The organism is Sphingorhabdus sp. EL138 (assembly GCF_945882965.1).
In the GTDB taxonomy this organism is placed as follows: domain Bacteria; phylum Pseudomonadota; class Alphaproteobacteria; order Sphingomonadales; family Sphingomonadaceae; genus Sphingorhabdus_B.
Genome location: NZ_CAMCWY010000027.1, coordinates 1 through 18,435, shown reverse-complemented (window position 1 = coordinate 18,435; position 18,435 = coordinate 1). Strand labels below are relative to the sequence as shown.

Here is an 18,435-nt window from a genome sequence, read left to right as displayed (position 1 = left end):
GCGTCGATCTTGCGCCAGTTGTCGTGCCCGCCTGGGTTCCATGAGCGTTTCGAAAGCATTTACTTTCATGCAGCGGCGTGTCGCACTCCTCAGCCTTATTGTAATGGCCTCACCGTCTGGCGTGCGCGCAGCGGACCGCGGACCACTGAGCTTTGAACTTAGGACCGGCGTGCAGCACGATAGCAACGTCATTGTCGAGCAGACGGACGTGAACACCAGTCGCGCAGACGATGCCGTTTTGCTTGGCGCGTCGGCTAAATATCGCTTCGCAAAATTCGGCAAGACGGAATTGTCCGTCGGCTATAGTTTCGATGAGACCGTGCACGCCAATCTGACTGATTATGATTTGCAGATCCACCGCGCGTCATTGGAGGGCATGACCCGGATCGGCAAATTGGCTATTGGCGCAGACGCTCGGTTTTTTCACATCCTGCTCGGCGGGAAGCCATTTCTGAACATGCAGACGGTCAGTCCCTCGATAAGTGGCTTCATTTCCAAACGCCTCCTCGTGCGCGGCGGCTATACATATGTGCGCAAGGTGTTTTCAACCGCAAAGAGCCTTGATGCCGATACCCACAATACCGACGCCAGCGCCTCTTATTTTTTCATGAGGCGGCTTGGCTATGTCAATCTGGCACTGCGCTATGAACGGGAGCGGACGACCGACCCAACCCGCGCCTTCGACGGCTTGCAGGTGAGTGGCAATGTTCTGATCCCAAGCGATAGTGCGCTAAAAGGGTCAAAGGTCAGACTGGGCGTAGGCTATCGCGACCGCCGATATAAAAACATAACCCCCTCAATCGGCGCGGCCCGTCATGAGCAACGTGTCAGCGTCAATGCGTCGGCCGACATTCCGGTTGTTAAGCACGTTATTCTAAGGCCGGAGTTCCGGATGGCGGACCGAGCTTCAAATGACCCCTTTAGGAATTATGATAACGCCATTTCTTCCTTGTCGGTGGTCTGTATCTTTTAAGCCCGCATCAGGACGTTCGAGCCGTGAATTCGGAATTACCGTGAAAGGTGCATAACGCCTAAGACAATCCCACTCACGCAGTCTCGACTTTGCCCATGACGAACGGCTATGGGGGCGGCATGAGCACACACACTAAATCCGCAATCGTCCTTTTGTCGGGCGGTCTTGATTCCATGGTTGTGGCCGGACTGGCGCGGGAGGCGGGGTATGACCTGATTGCGTTGACCATTGATTATAATCAGCGGCACCGTATTGAACTGGACAGCGCGGCCCGCATTGCTGCGCATTTGGGGGCGAAGGAGCATATAATATTGCCGTTGGACTTGACGCGCTTTGGCGGGTCGGCGTTGACGGCGGATATTGATGTGCCAAAGGAAGGCGTGGAGTCTGGTGCGATCCCTGTGACCTATGTTCCGGCGCGCAACACCATATTCCTGTCCTTATGTCTTGGCCTTGCCGAGGCGCGTAATGCGCGCGACCTTTGGATTGGGGTCAATGCGCTTGATTATTCGGGCTACCCCGATTGCCGCCCCGATTTCATCCGCGCGTTTGAGGCGACGGCCAATTTGGCTACTAAGGCGGGTGTTGAGGGCGACCATTTCACGGTGCACACGCCTTTGCTGCATATGACCAAGGCCGACATTGCGCGGGAGGCGGCGCGGCTTGGGCTCGATGCGGGGATGAGCTGGTCCTGCTATGACCCAAGCCCGGATGACAAGGCCTGCGGTCAATGCGATGCCTGCCGCCTGCGTGCCAAGGGCTTTGTCGATGCGGGCCTGCCTGACCCGACGATGTACGCATGAGCTACGCGGTTAAAGAGATTTTCCTAACGTTGCAGGGGGAGGGCGTCCATGCGGGCCGCCGCGCAGTGTTCTTGCGCTTTTCCGGCTGCAATTTGTGGAGCGGACGCGAGGCCGACCGCGCCAGCGCCATATGCCAGTTTTGCGACACTGATTTTGTCGGCATCGACGGCGAAAATGGCGGGCGGTATGACGCCGAGGCGCTGGCGGCTAAGGTTGCTGAGTTATGGGGCGATGGCACCGACAAGCGTTATGCGGTGATTACCGGCGGCGAACCCATGTTGCAGGTGGATGACGGGATCGTCGACGCGCTCCACGCCCACGCTTTCCAGATCGCGATTGAAAGCAACGGCACGATAATGGTGCATCCCGGCATTGATTGGGTGTGCATCAGCCCAAAGGCTGGATCGGACGTCATTCAACGCACTGGCGATGAATTGAAACTGGTGTGGCCACAACCGACAAGCGAGGTTGATGCTATGGAACAATGGCAATTTGCCTATTTCCTTATTCAGCCAATGGATACAGGCGATGCAGGTGCAAATGCGGCCAATGTCAAAGAGGCCACGCGTTTCGTTATGGAGCGGCCGAAATGGCGCTTATCCTTGCAAAATCATAAGATTCTGGGCCTGCCCTAGCGCCGTATAAATTTACTTGAAACCTCTTGCTGAAAGTGACAGTCTTGTAACGGGAAGAGGAGAGAGAAAATGGCAAAAGCCCAAGAAGCGCCTCTGCGCGCCTATAAAAGCTATTCAAAACGCATGTCTGACCATGTCGCGATTGCGCTGGTTGTGTATACATTGGCCTTGATATTTTTGGTGACGCCGACGATTGAATCGCGCGGCACGTCTATTTTTCCGTATTTTGTCTTGGTCCTTTTGGTCGCTGCCGTCATTCCCTTGTGCCGGAATTTGGAGCGGCGTTGGCAGGCATTGTGTGCGACGGCCCATCCAGATGACGGCCTAGAAACCCAATATCTTGCCGAACGGTTGAAATTGTGGGTTGCTGCGATTGCCATTCCGGTGGTGTTGGCGGTGGCATGTACGGTTTTTTGAAGGCCGCTTGATTGACGCTGTAACGGCCCGCGCCTAAGCGGGAATCATGCTAACACCACAACATGCGCTTGATCGCGCGCAAAATCTCGTTTCCCAAGCCATGAAGGCAGGCGCTGACGCGGCGGATGCCGTCTATGTCTGCGACGCCTCGACGGAGGTGCAAGTGCGGCTTGGCCAGTTGGAAGATGTCGCCCGCTCCGAAGGCGAAGATATCGGCCTGCGTGTGTTTGTCGGCCAACGCTCCGCCACCATTTCATCCTCCAATATGAATCCGGACATTCTGGCAGGGCTCGTCACCCGCGCAATCGATATGGCAAAGGAAGCGCCGGAGGACCAATATGCGGGCCTCGCGCCGCAGGATCGTGTGCTGACAGGGGCTGTTCCAGATTTTGATAGCGATGACGGCCTTGACCCCGACCCAGCCCTACTGCGTGCAGCGGCTTTGGAATGCGAAGACGCGGCGCGCGCCGTGCCCGGCGTCAACAACAGCGAAGGCGCTGGCGCCAGCGCCGGACGCAGTATCTTCGCTCTGGCGACCAGCCATGGCTTTGCAGGCGTTAAATCCGGTTCGGGCTATGGCATGTCGGCCAGCGTGCTGTCTGGCGATGGTGATTCCAAGGAACGCGATTATGACTGGCGGTCGGCGCGGCATCTTGCTGACCTCGACAGCCCAGCCAACATTGGCACCCGGGCAGGGGAGCGCGCAGTTAAACGGTTGAACCCCGGCATGGTCAAAAGCGGCCAGATGCCCGTGGTGTTTGACCCACGCGTAGGTGGATCCTTGGTTGGCCATTTGCTCGGCGGCATCAGCGGGTCGGCGATTGCGCGGAAAACAAGCTTCCTGCTGGAATCGCTTGGCGCGCAGTTGTTCGACAGCGGCCTTTCCATTATCGATGACCCGCACCAGATGCGCGGCCTTGGTTCACGCGCCTTTGATGGAGAAGGCCTGCCCACGGCGCGCCGTTATATCATCGAAAAGGGCGTGTTGACGGGTTGGTTAATGGAAAGCGCGTCGGCGCGGCAATTGGGGCTTGAACCCACTGGCCATGCTAGTCGCGGGATCAGCGGTGCGCCAGGCGTCAGCACATCCAACGTGCATTTGGAGGGTGGTAGCGTCAGCGTCACGGAACTGATCGCCGATATCAAACATGGCGTGTATATCCATGAGCTCGCAGGCCAAGGCGTGAACCCAGTCACGGGCGATTACAGCCGGGGTGCCGCAGGTTTCCTTATTATAAACGGCGAAATTGCAGGACCAGTGAGCGAATTCACCATTGCGGGTAATTTGAAGGACATGTTTGCGGCCATGACTGCGGCCAATGACCTCGAATTCATACGCAGCATGAACGTGCCAACATTGCGCATCGACGGCATGATGATCGCAGGTGCCTGAACGCAAGCTTGACCGGGATGCTGTGGTAGCAGCCACGCAAGAGGCCGCAGCATTGGCCTTTGCCAGTTGGCGGGAGGGCGCTGCCGCCGACACGAACGTGTGGGACAAGGGCAAGAATAACCCTGTCAGCGACATCGATATGGCGGTTGACGCCTTTCTCACCAAAAGGCTGCGGGCCATTTTGCCTGCAGCGGCTTGGTTGTCAGAGGAAACCGTTGATGACCCGTCACGGCTGGACGCTCGACTACTGTGGCTCGTCGACCCGATTGACGGCACCCGCGATTATGTGCGCGGGCGCAGCGGATGGTGCGTGTCGGTGGCTTTGGTGGCCGATGGCCTGCCGGTCTTCGCCGTGATGGCAGCACCTGCGCAAGGCAAAGTCTGGGTAGCGGCGCACGGGGAAGGCGTAACCTGCAATGGAGCGCGGCTTAAGGGCAGCACCCGGCTGGACTTCGCCGGATCACGCGTGCCTGCCGATGATTTGCCAAAACTGGATGCGGATTTGGTGACGGTGACTAAGCCCAACAGCATTGCCATGCGCATGACGATGGTTGCCTGCGACCGTGCGGATCTTGTCGCGACGTTGCGATGGGGCAATGAATGGGACATCGCGGCGGCGCATTTGGTGGCGCAGGAGGCAGGCGGGATTGTTACCGACGCGTTGGGGCAAGCTATACGCTATAACAAACGCGCGCCATTGGATTTCGGCCTAATCTGTTGCGCGCCGGGGATTCATCAGGCGGCAGTGGCGCGCCTGTCGGGTAGGGCGACGCAACTGCTCGCTTAGCTAGACCGCGTCCACAATGAACCGCGATCCATATAACGTGGATTGTTCGCGACCGCGTCAACAAACGCCTTGCGCACCCATCGGAATTTCTCTGGCCGGCTGGTGAAAATCCGTTGTTCCCAGGCCTGCGCACCGGCAGCGCGGACCTTGCGGGCGATTTCGCCGTAAATGCCGGCCGCTGACAAGACTGCCCAGCGGGCGCGCAAGGGCAAATGCTTGGCACCAACGCGTGCCGATGCCTCATACTGCTCAGCCTCATCCGCGAGCCAGCGGCCCATCAGCGCCAGTTTTTTTTGGTTATGCGGCTTCATATGTTCGCCGGGTCCGATATCGAGCATGGCGAGCCAATCATCGGGCAAATAGCATCGGCCAGCCGCGTCATCTTCCGCTATGTCGCGGGCGATATTGGCAAGCTGAAAAGCAAGGCCAAGGTCGCAGGCCCTGTCGAGCGTGGAGTCATCATCAGCTGGCACGCCCATGACCACCGCCATCATAACGCCAACCGCGCCTGCGACATGGTAGCAATATTGATACAGGTCGCTTTCGCGGCGCGGCTGCCAGTCCGCAGCGTCGAGGGCAAAGCCTTCGATTACATCCTCTGCCATGCGCGGCGTGAGGCCACATTCGCGTGCGACCACACCCAAGCAGTCAAAGGCTGGTTCGCCCGTGGGTTTTCCGGCGAGCGCCATTGCCGTCAGTTCGCGTATCGCCTGCAACCGCGCCTGCGGGTCCGTGACCGCCTCCATCGCGCCGCCATGGTCCTGCCCATCGGCCATATCGTCACATTTGCGGCACCATGCGTACAGCAACCACACCCGCTCGCGCGTTGTCCTGTCGAACAGCCGGCTGGCGAAGCGAAAGGATTTCGACCCGCGCGAGATGCTTTCTTGCGCAAATGCGACGAGTGCGGGGCGGTTGAACATCATTCCTCCCCTGCCATGGGAGGGGGACCAGCCGAAGGCTGGTGGAGGGGCAGGTGCAGGGAATACATGCCTTCTTGGTCAGGGGCCTTATCGGGTGCCCCTCCACCATGCTGCGCATGGTCCCCCTCCCCGTATCGGGGAGGAGTCACAGGTCGTCCGCTTTCATCTGGAAAATCGTTTTGTGCGGTACATAGGCCGCCATTTTGGCCAACAGGCCATCCAGATTATCATCGACGATCATAATCCCGGCATGTTGTGGCCGAATGAAACCAACGTCGATCATATTCTGGTTAAATTCGATTAACTGGTCAAAAAACCCGGCGACGTTCAAAAGGCCAACGGGTTTTTGGTGATAGCCAAGCTGCGACCAGCTGATCGCTTCCCACAATTCATCCATCGTGCCCACGCCGCCGGGAATGGTAATAAAACCGTCGGACAAGTCGGTGAAGCGTTGCTTGCGCTCGTGCATGCCCGATACCACATGCAGTTCGGTGCAGCCCTTGTGCGCGACTTCTGCGCCCACCAAAGCCTCTGGGATAATGCCAATCACTTCGCCGCCTGCTTCCAGCGCGCTATCGGCCACTGCGCCCATCAGGCCCAGCCGTCCGCCACCGTAGACAACGCCGATGCCGCGTTTGGCCAACGCCTTTCCGACTTCGTACGCGACGTTGATATATATGGGATTTTCAGGCGTCGCTGACCCGCAATATACTGCAAGGCGTTTCACGAATGTGCGTCCTCTAACATCAATGCGGCCGTTGCTTTTGCGCTACCCACAACGCCGGGGATGCCAGCGCCGGGGTGCGTGCCTGCGCCGACAAAATACAGGTTCGATATCGCGTCATCGCGGTTGTGCGCGCGCAAATAGGCCGATTGCCAGAGGACGGGTTCAAGGCTGAACGCGCTGCCCAAATGCGCTGACAAGTCGCGGCCAAAATCTGTGGGTGTATAATGGAACTGCGTGATGATGCGGCTGCGGATGTCAGGGATCAGGCGGCGTTCCAGCTCGTCCAATATCCGTTCCTTCATCGCCTCACCCACATCACCATCCCAATCATGCGGCGCTTTGCCCAAATGGGCGACGGGCGCGAGGACATAAAAAGTCGAGCAACCTTGGGGCGCAAGGCTTGGGTCGGTGACGGTTGGGTGATGCAAATAGAGCGCAGTGTCTTTGGGCACGACGCCATATTTGAAGATATCGTCCATCAGCCCCTTATAGCGCGGGCCAAACAATATCATGTGGTGCGGGATACCAGGCCAAGTTCCCTTTATGCCCAAATGCAGCACGAACAAAGAAGGCGACCAGCTTTTACGACGAAGGGCGTTGGCCGCCCGTTCGCCGCGTTTATTGCCAGTCAACAAATCGTTGTATGTGTGCATCAAATCGCCATTTGATGCCGCCATGTCGCAATCCATGCGCCAACCCGATTTTGTGCGTACGCCTATGACCTTGTCGCCGCGTGTTTCAATTTCTTCGACCGCATCGCCCAAACGAACGGTCCCGCCAAGCCGTTCGAAAAGCGTCGCCATGGCATTGACGACGCGGTTTGTGCCGCCCTTGGCAAACCAGACGCCGCCTTCTTTTTCGATGGTGTGGATAAGCGCATAAATTGCGCTGGCGCTCATGGGATTGCCGCCAACGAGCAAGGTGTGAAACGATAGCGCTTGGCGCAATTTCTCATCTTTGACGTAGGAAGAGACAATCGAATAGACCGAGCGCCATGCCTGATATTTCATCAGCGCCGGCGCGGCCTTTATCATTGAGGCAAAGTCGATAAACGCAACGGAACCAAGCTTTTGATAGCCTTGTTGATACACGCCCTTTGAATATTCTAGGAACTTGCGATAGCCCGCAACATCTTCAGGGTTCAATTTCTCGATCTCTATTTGCAGGCCCGGCGCATCGTTGGAGTAATCGAAATTCGTGCCATCCGGCCAATTGAGGCGGTAAAACGGGAACACCGGCATCAGTTCAACATCGTCTGCCATCTTGTGCCCAGACAGCGCCCATAATTCTTCCAAGCACGGCGGATCGGTGATGACGGTCGGGCCACCATCAAAGGTGAAGCCATCCTTCTCCCAATAATAAGCCCGGCCACCGGGCTTGTCCCGCGCTTCGATTATTGTGGTCGCTATCCCTGCGGACTGCAGGCGAATGGCGAGTGCGAGGCCGCCAAACCCGGCGCCGATGACGACAGCTGTCTTGGTCACCTTTTCTTGCCCCAGATCGCCTTTATCGCCCGTCCTATGGAAATGGGTGGCTTACCCGAGAGGATCCGCGCCATATCCCCTAGGGTCGTGTTTCCAGCGTAAAAGCGCTCAATCAAACTGGGTTGAAGCCGGTAGAAGCGTTCCAATATCTTGTACCGGTCGGCACCATCTGCGCCGCGGAAGAGCATGCGGTTCAGCATACGGAAGAATCTGCCCTTACGCCAATGCTCCTCTGCCCGTTGACGTAAAGCGAGGTTCAGCTTGTCACCGTCAAGTTCCGGCTGCTCTGCAATGAAAATCGCGTTGCGCACGGCATCGGGCAGGGAGTAGCTCGTGACGGGTTGAAAAAATGCACCCCGCGCGCCGGCCTTGGCTGTCCGGCCGCTTCCACTATTCCAATAGCTTTCCAGATCGCCGCCCATAACAACTGGTAAAACGCCATTTTCCTCACGCAGAACGCGTTCGACTTTCCAGCCTTGTTCATCGGCATAAGCGGCCAGCCGTTGCCGCAAAATGCGCGGGTCAAGGTCGGGCTTGTCGCTATAATAGGTGTCTTCGACAAACAGCTGGTCCATACCAAAGGGCAGGACGTAAACGAAACGATAGCCGTCATGTTGGTCCACCGTGGCGTCCATGACGATTGGCTTGGTGATGTTGTGCGGCTCGGACAATTGCATCAATTGCCCAGTGAATTTTTGCCAACCGCAGTCGAGATGGTTCAAATCGCCAGCGCCGCGCACATCGATAACACCGCCTGCGTTGATCCGCTGCGCGCCGTCGAGCACCACGAGACGCGGGGAAACCGCCTTTACTTCGCGGCCGAGCATTAAGGAAGATGCTGGCAGATTATGCCGCAAGACCCAATCCAGGCGTTCAGATTCGATGGTGTAATAAATATTATCAAGCGAACGGCTGTGTGCGGGAAATTTCACGTCATAGCCCGACCAGCCATAGGTGACCAAAGGCGCAGTCAGCCAGCGATGCTCAGGCAAAATGTCGCTCGCAAAGTAGCTCCAGATATGATTGCCGCCAAAGCTTTGCCCTTGTTCGATGAGCACAACATGTAACTCGGGCCGCAACTTGGCAAGTGCCAGCGCGATCAGCCCGCCAGCAAGACCGCCGCCAACGATGGCAACGTCACATTTGATGTTGTCGATAGTCACGCCGTCGTCCTAGCGCAGTCATTTTGCAAGGGAAAGGGGCGTGCCACGGTAATGCACAGCTTTCTAAGCCGTCCTTTTTACCAGCGGCGCGATGGAGCAATATTTTTTACATGCTATTCAGGCGCAAAACAATTAGATAACCCGGATAACCATAATGACGGGCTATTATCGGTAATGCACTATGGTGATGTTGTCCGTATATCGGCGCCGAAAGCGTTTAAAACGCACAATTTGCTAAAGTAATCACAAAAAGGCTAAGAACACCATATGGATAGCTTGCTTGTTTTGATTTTGTCTGCTGCGGCGATGACGGCGATTGTGGGCGCGCGCTATGTGCTTGTCAGCGGCGCGTTTGCTTGGGCGACCAAGATACGTGCGCCAGGCCTATATTATGGTCTCGACCGCCAAATTAAGCGTGAGATCAGCTGGAGCCTTGCCAGCGCCGCCATCTATGGCATTCCTGCCGGAATTGTTGCTTGGGGCTGGGATAGCCGTGGCTGGACCCAGATCTACACTAACGTGAACGCGTTTCCTTTTTGGTATGTACCCGTGTCGGTTTTTCTTTATCTGTTTGCGCATGACACTTGGTTTTATTGGACACACCGCCTTATGCATCGGCCGTTCTGGTTCAAGGCCGCACATGCGGTTCACCATGAAAGCCGCCCGCCGACTGCATGGGCGGCAATGTCGTTTCATCCGTGGGAGGCGTTGTCCGGCGCATTCGTCATTCCCGTGCTGGTTTTTTTAATTCCCGTTCATGTCGGGGCATTAGGCGCTGTGCTAGCGATCATGACGATCATGGGCGTGACCAACCATATGGGGTGGGAATGCTTTCCCAAGTTCATAGTGAACGGCAGTTTGGGGCGCTGGTTGATAACGGCGACACACCACCAGAAGCACCATGACGCATATCGGGGGAATTATGGTTTATATTTCAGGTTTTGGGACAAAAAATGTGGCACTGATCTTGGCCTTGGCGATTGGAGCCGCCGCCCTCACGAGCGCGGCTGAGGCAACAGAATCCCCCGCTGCGCTTGAGGTCAGTATTTCCGGCCTGCGCAATATGAAGGGCAATGTTCTGGTCTGTGTTACCGCAAACCCCCGCTTTTTCCCGGACTGCAGTAAAGATCCGAAAAGCTTTCGCGCCACTGTACCTGCGCGCGATTCTGCTCAGGTTTCCTTCCGCGGCATTGCCCAAGGCACTTATGCTATTGCCTTGGTCCATGATGAAAATGGCAATAGCAAAATGGACATGGCCATATTCCTTCCAAAAGAAGGCTTTGGTTTTTCGCGCAACCCCGCGATCGTCACTGGGCCGCCGAAATTCAAAGCTGCGGCTTTTGCTATTAATGCTGCCGAAGTCAGCCAGCACGTTAAAATGAAATACATGCTCTAACGCGCATAGCTGTGATGTGAGCGGAACTAAGTGAACATTTGGGTGGTTTCCAGCTTTGGTTGAACGGGAGCATTTCATGAGAGTTTTTAATAGCTGCGCTGTCGCCTTATGTATCAGCGTCGCGCTGTGCGCACCCGCCTTTGCGCAAGATGGCGAAGCGCCAGCCGCCGAAATGCCAAATCGTGGCGTATTTGCAGGTGACTGGGTCGCGGTCGGTCTCGGCGCTGGCTATGGCCCAAGCTATGACGGATCGGACGATTACGTCTTGTTCCCTGCACCGCTTGCACAAGGCAGTGTTGGTGGTTTTGACTTTGGCGCGCGTGGCCCTGGGCTCTATGTTGACCTCATCGCCGATGGCAATAGCGGACGTAACGTCAAATTTCTCGCTGGCCCTTTGTTCCGCGTGCGCATGGACCGCAACAGCAATATCAAGGACCCCGTCGTCCGTTTGCTGGGCAAGGAAGATGTCGCGATTGAGGTCGGGGCCACCGCTGGGGTGTCATTTTCCAGTATTCTGCATCCCTTCGACACCGTGACGATTTCCAGCGACATCCAATGGGATGTGGCCGGCGCACATAAGGGCCGCATCATTAGCCCAAGCATTGCGTATTCGACGCCATTGTCGACGGCGATATTCACCAGCATCAGCCTGTCGGCAACGCATGTAGACGGCAATTACGCCGACACCTATTTCAGCATCGATCAGGTCGGCAGCATCGCCAGCGGTCTGCCGGTATTCGACGCCAATGGCGGCTGGAAAAGCTATGGCGCTAGCCTGCTCGGCGGGGTGGATTTGTCGGGCGATGCGCGCGACGGCGGTTGGGGCATCTATGGTTTCATCAACTATTCCCGGCTAACCAACGACGCCGCCCGTTCGCCCGTCACGTCGCTGCGTGGCGACGCAAGCCAATGGTTTATGGCAGGCGGGATCAGCTATACTTTTTGACCGGATCGGCGAACATGAAGCCGCACTATAGCGCGTTTATCGGCAATCTTAGATAGATATGCCCGCCGGGTGATGTCGGTGGCAGTGCGCCGCCCCTGATATTCACCTGAAGCGCGGGCAGGATAAGCTGCGGCGCCTCCAATGTTTTGTCGCGCGCAGTGCGCATCGCAATAAACTCGGCTTCGCTTATTCCGTCATGCACGTGAACATTATGCGCGCGCTGTTCGGCAACGGTTGTTTCCCAGACAAAGTCACGTCGCCCTTCCGGCAAATAATCATGGCCGACAAACATCCGCGTTTCAGGCGGCAGGTCGAGTATCTTGCGTATGGACCCGTAAAGCGCGTGCGCGCTTCCGCCGGGGAAATCAGCGCGCGCGGTGCCATAATCCGGCATGAACATGGTGTCGCCGACAAATGCTGCATCACCGATGACATAAGTTACACAAGCGGGTGTGTGTCCGGGCGTGTGCAGAATGTTTATTGTCAAATCGCCAAGAGGCAGCGTGTCGCCGTCCTGCACTAAACGGTCGAACGCTGCGCCGTCACGGGTGATATCGTCGGCTTCAAACAATGCGCCAAAGATAGCCTGAACCTGGGTAATCTGCGCGCCAATGACCACAGGGGCACCCGTGACTTCGCGCAGATGATGCGCGGCCGAAAGATGGTCGGCATGAGCGTGTGTTTCCAACACATAAAGGATGTCGAGACCCTGATCTGCTGCCGCCGCAAGCAACGCATCGGCGGAAGTTGCAGCTATTCGACCATTACGCGGCGTGAAATCGAGGACCGGGTCAATTATCGCGGCCTTTTTCGTGGCGGGGTCGTGGACAATATAGCTGACGGTATTGGTCGCATGATCGAAAAAAGCTTGGACGGACGGATGCATGAGTCGTCTCCTTCTATTTTTATATTAGCACTTGCTAAATTAGATTAAAAGCATATAATCACATCATGTTTGATATGACTCGTTTCGACCTCGGTCTGTTTGAGGAAAGTGCTGGCCGCGCAGCGGCGTTGCTGCGTTTGCTCAGCAATGAAAAACGATTGATGGTCTTGTGCCAGCTTGCCGATGGGGAATTGTCGGTGGGTGAAATCCAATCGCGTGTTGGCCTGTCGCAATCGGCCTTGTCGCAGCATCTGGCCTTGTTACGTGACGAAGGCGTCGTTGTGACGCGGCGTGAAAGCCAGACCATTTATTACCGCGTCGCAGATCATGCCGCGATGCGCATCATACAGACGCTGGCCGAGTTATTCTGCCCACCCGAAATGAGGACGAACTTATGACTGTCATGCTTCACCCACTTTCACCGCAACAGGTGCGTGCACGCTTGGATGCCGGACGCGCCATCTTGGTCGACATTCGGGAGGCAGATGAATTTGCACGCAGCCATATCACCGGCGCGCAGTCGCAACCGCTGTCGACTTGGGAAAAGGCGCATCTGTCGGTTGATCCAGACGCCGATGTCATAATCACCTGTCGCTCTGGTATGCGGACGGCAGGGGCCTGCGACCGGCTGGCGGCGCGTATACGTGGCGATGCGTTTGTTCTTGATGGCGGATTGGATGCGTGGGTGAAGGCGGGGCTGCCCGTTGCAACTGATGCTGACGCGCCGATGGAAATCATGCGGCAGGTGCAGATTGCGGCGGGGTCACTTGTACTCATCGGCGTCATCCTTGGCTTTCTGGTTACGCCGGTCTGGTTTGTGCTTGCTGGCTTTGTTGGTGCAGGCCTCACTTTCGCAGGTGTCAGCGGATTTTGCGGTATGGCGCGGTTGTTGATACTCGCGCCGTGGAATCGCGCAAAGCCGGCTTGATATGGGTATGGAAACCCTGCTGATTGCCGCATTGGGCGGGATGCTGATTGGGCTGCTGCTGACCTTGTTTGGGGGCGGTGGATCGGTGCTGGCAACGCCATGGCTGATCTATGTCGTTGGCCTGACCGATACCCATGCCGCGATTGGCACTTCGGCGGCGGCAGTTGCGGTCAATGCGACCATCGGCCTTGCCGCGCAATCACGGGCAGGGCGCGTAAAATGGCCCTGCGCCATCACCTTCGGCATAGCTGGCCTTGCAGGTGCGCTTGTGGGCGCGCAATTGGCCAAGCAAGTGGATGGTGATGCCCTCCTGATGTGGTTTGCGGTCGCGATGATCGCAATTGCAGGCTCAATGCTCATTCCAAAGAAAAGCGAAGGTGACCCTAAAGTTCGCCTGACCGCCCCGATGGTGCTTAAGCTTGCGCCGGTTGGCTTGATCGCTGGGCTTGCCGCAGGGTTTTTCGGTATTGGCGGCGGCTTCCTGATTGCGCCGGGGTTGATGGCGTCGACCGGCATGACGCTCGCCAATGCTGGTGCATCATCTTTAGTGTCGGTCAGCTTATTCGGTGGCGCAACCAGCCTGTCTTATGCCGCGTCAGGGCAGCTTATCTGGCCGTTGTTCGGCGCTTTGGTTGCAGGTGGCGCAGGCGGAACATTGGCCGCATTGCCATTGGCGAAGCTGCTCGAAAAACGCACCGCCGTCGCACGTACGATATTCGCTTTGATGGTTATTGCCGTCGCAATATTCATCCTGCTGGACTGACAGCGCCGTCTCGTCTATTCGATTTCCATCCCCGGGGAGTCGTGTGACTGAGAGGGATGGGTAACGCCATCCGACCCGCTGAACCTGATCCCGTTGATGCGGGCGTAGGGAGGTGAGACCGCAGCCAGTCCGGGGGACTGGCGAGGACCGACCCCGGTCTTCACGCTTACTCGCTCTCCTTATGAAATTTTGGAGAGATTATATGGCAGACATTCCCGCGCGCACCGAAATGACAGGGACCGAAATCGGCGTCACCACTGGCCCCATTCGCGGCAGCAAGAAAATCTATGTCGGCCCGCGCCGCGTTGCCATGCGCGAGATATATCTCGACCCAAGCTGCGATGACGCCCCCGTCCGCGTTTATGACCCAAGCGGCCCTTATACCGACGCCGACGCGCAAATCGACATAAACGCCGGCCTGCCAGAAATCCGCTCCAGCTGGATTCACGAACGCGGCGATGTCGAACAGGTGTTCCAGCGCGAAGTCCGCCCTGAGGACAATGGCCAGCTTGGCCCCGACCGCAGCGGCGGCGTTGCGCCATTCCCCAATGTCCGCAAACAGGTGCTTCGCGCTAAGCCAGGCATGAACGTCAGCCAAATGCATTATGCGCGTAAGGGCATCATCACCCCTGAAATGGAATATGTCGCCGAGCGCGAGAATTTGGGCCGCGCGCGGCTTGCCGAATATAAGCGTGACGGCGAAAGCTTTGGCGCGTCGATCCCTGATTATGTCACGCCCGAATTTGTCCGCGACGAAATCGCCCGTGGCCGCGCGATCATTCCCAACAATATCAACCACCCTGAATCCGAACCGATGGCGATTGGCCGCAATTTCTTGGTCAAGATCAACGCCAATATCGGCAACAGCGCGGTCGCATCGAATGTGGCGACTGAGGTCGACAAGATGGTCTGGTCGATCCGCTGGGGCGCGGATACCGTCATGGACTTAAGCACTGGCCGCAACATTCACGACACGCGCGAATGGATCATCCGCAATTCGCCCGTCCCCATCGGCACCGTGCCGATTTATCAGGCGCTGGAAAAGGTCGGCGGCGTGGCCGAAGACCTGACATGGGAAATCTTTGCCGATACGTTGATTGAGCAGGCCGAACAGGGCGTCGATTATTTCACCATCCACGCGGGCGTCCGTCTGCCTTATGTCCCATTGGCGGCCAAGCGCATGACTGGCATCGTGTCACGCGGCGGTTCCATCATGGCGAAATGGTGCCTTGCGCATCACAAGGAAAGTTTCTTGTACGAACATTTCGACGACATCACCGAGATTATGAAGGCCTATGACATCGCCTATTCGCTTGGCGATGGCCTACGTCCCGGATCGATTGCCGACGCCAATGACGAAGCACAATTTGCCGAGCTCTACACACTTGGCGAGCTGACCCACCGCGCGTGGAAATCCGACGTTCAGGTGATGATCGAAGGCCCCGGCCATGTGCCGATGCACAAGATCAAGGAGAATATGACCAAGCAGCTTGAGGTGTGCGGCGAAGCGCCATTCTACACGCTTGGACCGCTCACCACCGACATCGCGCCGGGCTATGACCATATCACCAGCGGCATCGGCGCGGCGATGATCGGTTGGTACGGCACCGCGATGCTGTGCTACGTCACGCCAAAGGAGCATCTGGGCCTGCCCGACCGTGACGATGTGAAGGTCGGCGTGATCACCTATAAGCTTGCCGCACATGCCGCCGACTTGGCCAAGGGGCACCCCGCCGCACAAGTCCGAGACGATGCGTTAAGCAAGGCACGCTTCGAATTCCGCTGGCGCGACCAGTTCAACCTAAGCCTCGACCCCGACACGGCCGAGCAATATCACGACCAGACACTGCCAGCCGAAGGCGCAAAGACCGCGCATTTCTGCAGCATGTGCGGGCCGAAATTCTGCTCGATGAAGATCAGCCAAGAAGTGCGCGAATTTGCCAAGCTGCAAAACCAGCCAGCGGACAATTTCGTGGCGGCAGAAGAGGCAGAGGCCGGCATGGCGCAAATGAGCAAGGTCTATGACGAAACCGGCCGCGAGCTATATATGGGCGCGGGCGACCGTGAACATGATTAAGCGTTAGGCGGCACCTGTGCGGGTAATCGCTTCCTCGATCCACAAACGGGCATCGGGGAAGCTGCGTTCGACCTCTGGCAAGTCGTTGACACACAGGAATTTGATCGCGTCCCATTCGCGGCCGCATAAATAGCTGCTGACATCATCGGCGGACCAAGCGTCGGTCGCGCCGACCGCGACATGCAAATAATCGCGCGTGTCCAATATCGCGGCGCTGCCGTCGGCAAGGCAGGCATGATTATGCAGGCTTTGCGGCAGGAACTGCCCCGCATCGCGAAAACGATAGCTGGCATTGGTGATGAACGCCTCGCGATATGTGTCGAATAATTCCGCCATCACCGAACGCTGCATCGGGTGGACGACATGCGCGCTTTCGAACACTTGGTCGGCGGTATAGCCAATCATCTGTGCAGCGTTGATTTGATTAAAATGGTTTAGCAGGCTGGCCTCATCCCGCGCTGCGCCGCTTGCGGCAAGGTCGCTGTGGTTCGTCCATTTGCCGCGCAGCACCGGGCCATCGGCGGCAAAGAAATCCGATCGTGTTACTGGCGCGGTCAGGAAGACATCATCGTTGAAATATAAGAAATGTTCGGCCAGCCCCTCTATGCGCCACAACATCGTTTCAATCGACAGCGAATTGAACGTGGGCAACGCCTCCTCATACCCTGCAAAAATCTCGCTGTGATCAACGATGCTGATCTTTGCGGCGATTTCGGGGGGAAGCTGCATGATTTCGGGCGTCTGATTATCGGTCACAATCCAGATCCGCCGCACCCACGGCGCGTTGTTGGCGATGGAACGCACGCAATAATTCAGCTCGTCACTGCACAGCCACCGATGGGGGTTAGTGCCATTGTCATGCAACGGCGCTTTGGCCCCCGTTTTGGCGAGCGCATTCGCCTTTGCGAGATAACAATCACGATTTAACTTCAGCGCCGGATCCGCCCCGTCCACCCAAGTGATAACCGCATCAACTTCAAACATTAAAGACACTCTGCACATATAAGGTGTCGCGCCTTAGGAGTATGTGACGGTTTTGTGAAATGGAAACTATGGGTGGGGGGCAGGCGGCGCAGCAACTCCCGCCTCAGTATTGCCGCGTGACATTTTGGCTGGGCGGGTTAGGGTTGGGCATGACCACAACACCGAAAAACCCCAATTGGTTCGACATCGGCATGGATGCTTGGGCGCTTGCCGCCGAATCCAATATGGTGATCGCGATGCGTATAGGTAGCCTGGTGCAAGGCGGGCCAGCGGCGGTGCAAGAGGTGGAGCGGATGGTGACGGAGAAGGTCGCGGCTAACATTGCACTTGGCTGCGACCTGATGACCGGAAAGCTGGGCAGCAGCCCCGAGGCGATCATCAGCGGCAGCATCGCGCATTATGCCAAAAGCGTGGTCGCCAACCGGAAAAGACTAGGGTCCTGACCCTGAGCAATACGCCTGCGGCGGAGTGGCCGAAAATGGGGGTATGAGCGCATAAGTCGCTACTCTGCGCTTCTGGTTTGCACATTATGTAAATCAGGCCTATACGGACGGAACGCTATCGTCGACCGCGACGGATTTTTGAGGCGCGTCTTCGGTCATATGATCGGAACGGGCAACGTTTTTCCTACCACGACTTGGCTACCCACTTGGCGCTGTTGTCAGGTGGTCACCTGTTTCGTGAAAGGAACATATTATGCCAGTAGGCACCGTAAAATTTTTCAATGCAGACAAGGGCTATGGCTTTATCGCGCCTGATGGCGGCGGTGATGACAGCTTCGTGCACATCTCGGCCGTTCAGGCAGCCGGCATGCACTCGCTTGATAAAGAACAGCGCGTGAATTTCGAAGTCGAAATCGGCCGCAACGGTAAGGCTTCGGCCATTAACCTGTCTTCAGCTGATTAATCAGCCGAAATGTTAAAAAAAAGGGCTGCCGAAAGGCGGCCTTTTTTTTGTGTCACGCGCCGAGGTTTAGTCGAACAGCTCTTCCAGAAACGACTTTCTGCGCTTTTTATACGGGTAGCCATGCCCATAGCCTTGGTGCTGTTGGCCATAGCCTTGCGGTGCGAACGCGCCTTGGGGTGGCGGCGCTGCTTGCGGGGCAGGGGCGGGTTGCGGAGGCATTTCTGCAGCAGCGCTGCGCTCGATA

The 18,435-nt window shown here is 57.1% G+C and carries 21 protein-coding genes and 1 riboswitch; of the genes, 15 read left to right on the top strand and 6 right to left on the bottom strand.

The annotated features are described in order from the left end of the window. Positions 1-40 precede the first annotated feature (40 nt). The 6 genes from Q0N43_RS10725 to Q0N43_RS10700 all read left to right on the top strand — a co-directional run bounded on the left by Q0N43_RS10725 (position 41) and on the right by Q0N43_RS10700 (position 5,008). Positions 41-973, top strand: a complete 933-nt coding sequence (locus tag Q0N43_RS10725) for a hypothetical protein (protein ID WP_295446196.1) — start codon at positions 41-43, stop codon at positions 971-973. A gap of 119 nt (positions 974-1,092) precedes the next feature. Beyond that, on the top strand, positions 1,093-1,776 hold the full coding sequence (gene queC / locus Q0N43_RS10720; RefSeq protein WP_295446194.1) for a 7-cyano-7-deazaguanine synthase QueC: 684 nt from the start codon (positions 1,093-1,095) through the stop codon (positions 1,774-1,776). Continuing rightward, the gene (queE, locus tag Q0N43_RS10715) at positions 1,773-2,411 is read left to right on the top strand and encodes a 7-carboxy-7-deazaguanine synthase (protein WP_295446192.1); all 639 of its coding nucleotides are present in this window, start codon (positions 1,773-1,775) and stop codon (positions 2,409-2,411) included. The genes queC and queE overlap by 4 nt, the downstream gene beginning before the upstream one ends. Before the next feature lie 69 nt (positions 2,412-2,480). Further along, the gene (locus Q0N43_RS10710; protein WP_295446191.1) at positions 2,481-2,828 is read left to right on the top strand and encodes a hypothetical protein; all 348 of its coding nucleotides are present in this window, start codon (positions 2,481-2,483) and stop codon (positions 2,826-2,828) included. A gap of 46 nt (positions 2,829-2,874) precedes the next feature. Beyond that, positions 2,875-4,221, top strand: a complete 1,347-nt coding sequence (locus Q0N43_RS10705) for a TldD/PmbA family protein (RefSeq protein WP_295446189.1) — start codon at positions 2,875-2,877, stop codon at positions 4,219-4,221. Continuing rightward, the gene (locus Q0N43_RS10700; RefSeq protein WP_295446187.1) at positions 4,214-5,008 is read left to right on the top strand and encodes a 3'(2'),5'-bisphosphate nucleotidase CysQ; all 795 of its coding nucleotides are present in this window, start codon (positions 4,214-4,216) and stop codon (positions 5,006-5,008) included. Before Q0N43_RS10705 ends, Q0N43_RS10700 begins: the two co-directional genes overlap by 8 nt. On the opposite strand, the gene Q0N43_RS10695 is transcribed toward Q0N43_RS10700, so the two are convergent. From Q0N43_RS10695 to crtY, 4 genes are all read right to left on the bottom strand, one after another. Further along, a complete protein-coding gene (locus Q0N43_RS10695) occupies positions 5,005-5,934 on the bottom strand; it encodes a phytoene/squalene synthase family protein (protein ID WP_295446185.1) in 930 nt (309 codons plus the stop codon). The two genes, Q0N43_RS10700 and Q0N43_RS10695, sit on opposite strands and share 4 nt — an antisense overlap. A gap of 142 nt (positions 5,935-6,076) precedes the next feature. Beyond that, a complete protein-coding gene (locus tag Q0N43_RS10690; RefSeq protein WP_295446183.1) occupies positions 6,077-6,658 on the bottom strand; it encodes a TIGR00730 family Rossman fold protein in 582 nt (193 codons plus the stop codon). Next, on the bottom strand, positions 6,655-8,142 hold the full coding sequence (locus Q0N43_RS10685; RefSeq protein ID WP_295446181.1) for a phytoene desaturase: 1,488 nt from the start codon (positions 8,140-8,142) through the stop codon (positions 6,655-6,657). Before Q0N43_RS10685 ends, Q0N43_RS10690 begins: the two co-directional genes overlap by 4 nt. After that, positions 8,139-9,305: a lycopene beta-cyclase CrtY gene (gene crtY, locus Q0N43_RS10680; protein ID WP_295446179.1), complete on the bottom strand. Its 1,167-nt coding sequence runs from the start codon at positions 9,303-9,305 to the stop codon at positions 8,139-8,141. Before crtY ends, Q0N43_RS10685 begins: the two co-directional genes overlap by 4 nt. A gap of 267 nt (positions 9,306-9,572) precedes the next feature. On the opposite strand from crtY, the gene Q0N43_RS10675 reads away from it, so the two are divergent. The 3 genes from Q0N43_RS10675 to Q0N43_RS10665 all read left to right on the top strand — a co-directional run bounded on the left by Q0N43_RS10675 (position 9,573) and on the right by Q0N43_RS10665 (position 11,647). Then, positions 9,573-10,316 (top strand): sterol desaturase family protein, encoded by a 744-nt coding sequence (locus Q0N43_RS10675; RefSeq protein ID WP_295446177.1) that lies wholly within the window; start codon positions 9,573-9,575, stop codon positions 10,314-10,316. Then, positions 10,279-10,701, top strand: a complete 423-nt coding sequence (locus Q0N43_RS10670; protein WP_295446212.1) for a DUF2141 domain-containing protein — start codon at positions 10,279-10,281, stop codon at positions 10,699-10,701. Before Q0N43_RS10675 ends, Q0N43_RS10670 begins: the two co-directional genes overlap by 38 nt. Before the next feature lie 76 nt (positions 10,702-10,777). Next, on the top strand, positions 10,778-11,647 hold the full coding sequence (locus tag Q0N43_RS10665) for a MipA/OmpV family protein (protein ID WP_295446175.1): 870 nt from the start codon (positions 10,778-10,780) through the stop codon (positions 11,645-11,647). A 25-nt stretch (positions 11,648-11,672) separates the two neighbouring features. On the opposite strand, the gene Q0N43_RS10660 is transcribed toward Q0N43_RS10665, so the two are convergent. Continuing rightward, positions 11,673-12,533 carry an MBL fold metallo-hydrolase gene (locus Q0N43_RS10660; RefSeq protein ID WP_295446173.1) on the bottom strand — a complete coding sequence of 287 codons (861 nt, stop codon included), beginning with the start codon at positions 12,531-12,533 and terminating at the stop codon, positions 11,673-11,675. A 65-nt stretch (positions 12,534-12,598) separates the two neighbouring features. On the opposite strand from Q0N43_RS10660, the gene Q0N43_RS10655 reads away from it, so the two are divergent. From Q0N43_RS10655 to thiC, 4 genes are all read left to right on the top strand, one after another. After that, positions 12,599-12,931 carry a metalloregulator ArsR/SmtB family transcription factor gene (locus tag Q0N43_RS10655; protein ID WP_366845966.1) on the top strand — a complete coding sequence of 111 codons (333 nt, stop codon included), beginning with the start codon at positions 12,599-12,601 and terminating at the stop codon, positions 12,929-12,931. Further along, a complete protein-coding gene (locus tag Q0N43_RS10650; RefSeq protein ID WP_295446171.1) occupies positions 12,928-13,461 on the top strand; it encodes a rhodanese family protein in 534 nt (177 codons plus the stop codon). The genes Q0N43_RS10655 and Q0N43_RS10650 overlap by 4 nt, the downstream gene beginning before the upstream one ends. Position 13,462: 1 nt before the next feature. Further along, positions 13,463-14,224: a sulfite exporter TauE/SafE family protein gene (locus tag Q0N43_RS10645; RefSeq protein WP_295446169.1), complete on the top strand. Its 762-nt coding sequence runs from the start codon at positions 13,463-13,465 to the stop codon at positions 14,222-14,224. A gap of 22 nt (positions 14,225-14,246) precedes the next feature. Then, a riboswitch (TPP riboswitch) is annotated at positions 14,247-14,352 on the top strand. A gap of 74 nt (positions 14,353-14,426) precedes the next feature. After that, positions 14,427-16,301, top strand: coding sequence for a phosphomethylpyrimidine synthase ThiC (gene thiC / locus Q0N43_RS10640; RefSeq protein WP_295446167.1), 1,875 nt, complete (start codon positions 14,427-14,429; stop codon positions 16,299-16,301). A 3-nt stretch (positions 16,302-16,304) separates the two neighbouring features. Here the strand turns inward: thiC and Q0N43_RS10635 are convergent, their stop codons facing one another. Next, positions 16,305-17,285, bottom strand: a complete 981-nt coding sequence (locus Q0N43_RS10635) for a Stealth CR1 domain-containing protein (protein WP_295446166.1) — start codon at positions 17,283-17,285, stop codon at positions 16,305-16,307. A gap of 149 nt (positions 17,286-17,434) precedes the next feature. Here Q0N43_RS10635 and Q0N43_RS10630 point away from each other — a divergent pair, with 149 nt between their 5' ends. Both Q0N43_RS10630 and Q0N43_RS10625 read left to right on the top strand, forming a co-directional pair. After that, entirely contained in the window at positions 17,435-17,728 is a 294-nt protein-coding gene (locus Q0N43_RS10630; RefSeq protein WP_295446164.1) for a hypothetical protein, read from the top strand. Positions 17,729-17,981: 253 nt separating this feature from the next. Next, positions 17,982-18,191, top strand: a complete 210-nt coding sequence (locus Q0N43_RS10625) for a cold-shock protein (RefSeq protein WP_295446162.1) — start codon at positions 17,982-17,984, stop codon at positions 18,189-18,191. Positions 18,192-18,435: the final 244 nt, after the last annotated feature.